The 3,258-nt window shown below is 68.5% G+C and carries 3 protein-coding genes and 1 pseudogene; 2 read left to right on the top strand and 2 right to left on the bottom strand.

Annotated elements, in window-relative coordinates:
• Nucleotides 1-50 precede the first annotated feature (50 nt).
• Nucleotides 51-1,064: a DHH family phosphoesterase gene (locus tag QOD90_RS30480; RefSeq protein WP_526356158.1), complete on the top strand. Its 1,014-nt coding sequence runs from the start codon at nt 51-53 to the stop codon at nt 1,062-1,064.
• 53 nt (nt 1,065-1,117) lie between these two features.
• Nucleotides 1,118-2,419, top strand: coding sequence for an MATE family efflux transporter (locus QOD90_RS30475; RefSeq protein ID WP_526356157.1), 1,302 nt, complete (start codon nt 1,118-1,120; stop codon nt 2,417-2,419).
• On the opposite strand, the gene QOD90_RS30470 is transcribed toward QOD90_RS30475, so the two are convergent.
• Together QOD90_RS30470 and QOD90_RS30465 are read right to left on the bottom strand one after the other, a co-directional pair.
• Nucleotides 2,416-2,979, bottom strand: a complete 564-nt coding sequence (locus QOD90_RS30470) for a class I SAM-dependent methyltransferase (protein WP_526356155.1) — start codon at nt 2,977-2,979, stop codon at nt 2,416-2,418. The two genes, QOD90_RS30475 and QOD90_RS30470, sit on opposite strands and share 4 nt — an antisense overlap.
• Nucleotide 2,980: 1 nt before the next feature.
• Nucleotides 2,981-3,258 (bottom strand): annotated as a pseudogene (locus QOD90_RS30465) (enoyl-CoA hydratase); the annotation flags it as partial.

Raw genomic sequence — 3,258 nt, 5'->3', positions numbered from 1 at the left:
CGGCGGTGCGCCTGGGAACGACACGGCCGTGTTCGACACTGAGGACGCCGTTGACCGCGATCGATCGAACGACTGAGATTCCGCGGCGGGGTGCCACGACGGCAGCCCGCGTCGATGCAGGCTGCGCTGCCGACCTTCTGAAGTCGGCGGCGACGGTCGGCGTCGTGTGCCACGTCTATCCCGCCGCGGACACGATCGGTGCCGGACTGGGACTCGCGTTGGTCCTCGAGCGCGCTGGCAAGGACGTCGAGGTCGCATTCGCTGCTCCATCGGCCCTTCCCGACTCGCTGCAGACGTTGCCGGGGGGCCACTTGCTCGTCGCTCCCGACGACATGCGACGAGATCCCGATCTGGTGGTGACGGTCGACATTCCGAGCGTGAATCGGCTCGGCGCGCTGCGCGGCCTCGTCGGTCAGGGACGCGAGACGCTGGTGATCGACCACCACGCCTCCAACACGCTGTTCGGTACCGCCAACTTCGTCGATCCGTCGGCGGACTCGACCACCATGCTGGTCGCCGAGTTGCTCGACGCGTGGGGTGAGTCGATCGATTCGACTGTCGCACATTGCCTTTACGCGGGACTGACCACCGACACCGGGTCGTTCCGCTGGGCGACCGCCCGCGCGCACCGCCTTGCCGCCAGACTTCTCGAGCTGGGAGTCGACAACGCGTCGATCAGTCGCGCCCTGTTCGATACGCATCCGTTCTCGTGGCTGACCTTGCTGTCGCGGGTCCTGTCGACCACTCGGCTGTTGCCCGACGCCGCCGGTGGTCGTGGTCTCGTCTGCGCGTTCGTGACCCATCAGGAGTGGGTCGATGCGCGACCCGAAGAGGTGGAGAGCATCGTCGACATCGTCCGCACGACGGCTCAAGCCGAGGTCGCCGCGGTCTTCAAGGAGATCGAACCCGAGCACTGGTCGGTGTCGATGAGAGCCAAGTCGGCGGTTGACCTTTCGGTGGTGGCAACCGCCTTCGGTGGCGGTGGGCATCGACTCGCCGCGGGATACTCCGCGACGGGATCTGCGGACGCCGTCATGGCTGACCTCGCTGACACCCTTGGCTGACTCGGTCAGCGCGCGCCTTGGCTGAGTCGGCCGGCCCGGCCAACCAGCAGGCGCTGGCCACCGGTCGCCGCATCGCGCGACTCGCCCTGCCTGCGCTCGGCGTCCTCGCTGCAGAACCCCTCTATCTGCTGTTCGACCTAGCGGTCGTCGGCCGTCTGGGCGCGGTTCCATTGGCGGGCTTGGCAATTGGTGGTCTGGTCCTCGCCATGGTGAGCTCGCAGCTCACGTTCCTGTCCTACGCCACGACGGCCAGGGCCGCACGATTCTTCGGCGCGACCGACCGCGGGTCGGCCGTCGGCGAGGGCGTGCAGGCCACGTGGCTGGCCATCGGACTCGGGACGCTCATCGTGGTGACCATCGAGGCGGCCGCGGTGCCGCTGCTCGCGGTGATCGCCGACGGGGGCGAGATCGCCGCCCAGGCGTTGCCGTGGCTGCGCATCGCGATCCTCGGTGCCCCGGCGATCCTGATCTCGTTGGCGGGCAACGGATGGATGCGAGGCGTGCAGGACACGGCGAGGCCGCTGCGCTACGTCATCGCCGGCTTCGCGCTGTCGGCGGTCCTGTGTCCGACGCTCGTCTATGGCTGGTTCGGCATGCCGCGGATGGAACTTGCCGGGTCGGCGGTCGCCAACCTGGTCGGTCAGTCGTTGGCGGGGCTGTTGTTCTGCCGAGCGCTGCTCGCCGAGCACGTGCCGCTTCGAGTGGACTTCGCGGTCCTGCGCACGCAGGTCGTGATGGGCCGCGACCTGCTGGTGCGGACCCTGGCGTTCCAGGCGTGCTTCGTCTCGGCTGCCGCCGTCGCCGCACGGTTCGGTGCTGCCGCCGTGGCCGCTCATCAGGTGGTGCTTCAGCTCTGGAGTTTCCTTGCGCTGGTGCTGGATTCGTTGGCGATTGCCGCCCAGTCGCTGGTCGGCGCGGCTTTGGGTGCTGGTGACTTCGCGCATGCGAAGGCGGTGGCGTGGCGGGTGACGATCTTCTCGACCGTGGCCGCCGCGCTATTGGCAGGAGTCTTCGCCGTCGGAGCGTCCTTGCTGCCGGCGTTGTTCACCGACGACCGCTCGGTGCTCGACGCGATCGGTGTGCCGTGGTGGTTCCTCGTCGCCCAATTGCCCATCGCTGGAATCGTCTTCGCACTGGACGGGGTGCTCCTCGGATCAGGCGACGCGAAGTTCATGCGCAATGCGACGCTGGCCAGCGCACTGCTGGGATTCCTGCCGTTGATCTGGTTGTCGCTGGTGTTCGGTTGGGGTCTGCTCGGTATCTGGTCCGGCCTGACCACGTTCATGGTGCTGCGGCTGGCGTTCGTCGGCTGGCGGGCGCTCTCCGGACGCTGGTTGGTCGCAGGAACGAGCTAGGCCCGGCGGGCGATCGCCGCCCAGCCGTACGGGTTGGTGCGCACTTCGACGTCGGTGAACCCGGCCGCGGCCAGGCGCGCGGGCAACGAGTCGGGGTCGACGGGGTTGTAGGTGTCGTCGGTGTGGTGTGCGGCGAGCTCGTCGGAGCCGAGGCTGTCGCTGGCCACCAGCGCAGCGCCCGGCTGCAGGGCGCGTGCGATCTCGCCGAACAACAGGTCCTGCAACTCGACGGTGGGCACGTGGTGCAACATGGTGAAGCACGCTGCACCGCTGAACCGTCCGTCGTCATACGGCAGCGCCGTGGCGTCGGCGTTCACGATCTCGACGGACGGCACGTCGGCGAAGCGCTCGCGCAGCAGTGCGGCCAGCTCGCCGTCGATCTCGACCGACGTCACGTGCGGTACCGACGTGGAGAGCACGTCGGTGACGGCGCCATAGCCGGGGCCGACCTCGAGAACGTCGTCGCCGAGCGTGGTGTCGCCGAGGGCCCACGGCAGAATGACGTCCCGCATCGCCTGCCGCCACTCGTCGCTGCCACACATCTCGTGCGCTTCATTCACGTCAATTCACCTGTGCCCTTCCGCGTTCCAGAACCGCCGCACGGCTCGCCGCGACATCATCGCCGGTAGCGACGCTCATCCACTGCCTCGCCGAGGCGGCCTCGATCCACAGTCCGGCGCTCGTCTGCTGCTCGTCGATGCGGTGATAGGACTCCAGTAACGCACGCACCGCGCTCTGGTTGTTGCCTACGATCGACGCCGCGATCGCGCGGGCGCTCGGCAGCAGGTCCTGGTGTCCGACGACCTCGGTCACGAGTCCGGCGCGAAGCGCGTCGTCGG

Origin of the sequence: Mycobacterium sp. (assembly GCF_032161845.1) — a bacterium.
Classification (GTDB): domain Bacteria; phylum Actinomycetota; class Actinomycetes; order Mycobacteriales; family Mycobacteriaceae; genus Mycobacterium.
The sequence above is the reverse complement of the archived record's forward strand: the minus strand, read 5'-3'. Positions and strand labels throughout refer to the sequence as shown.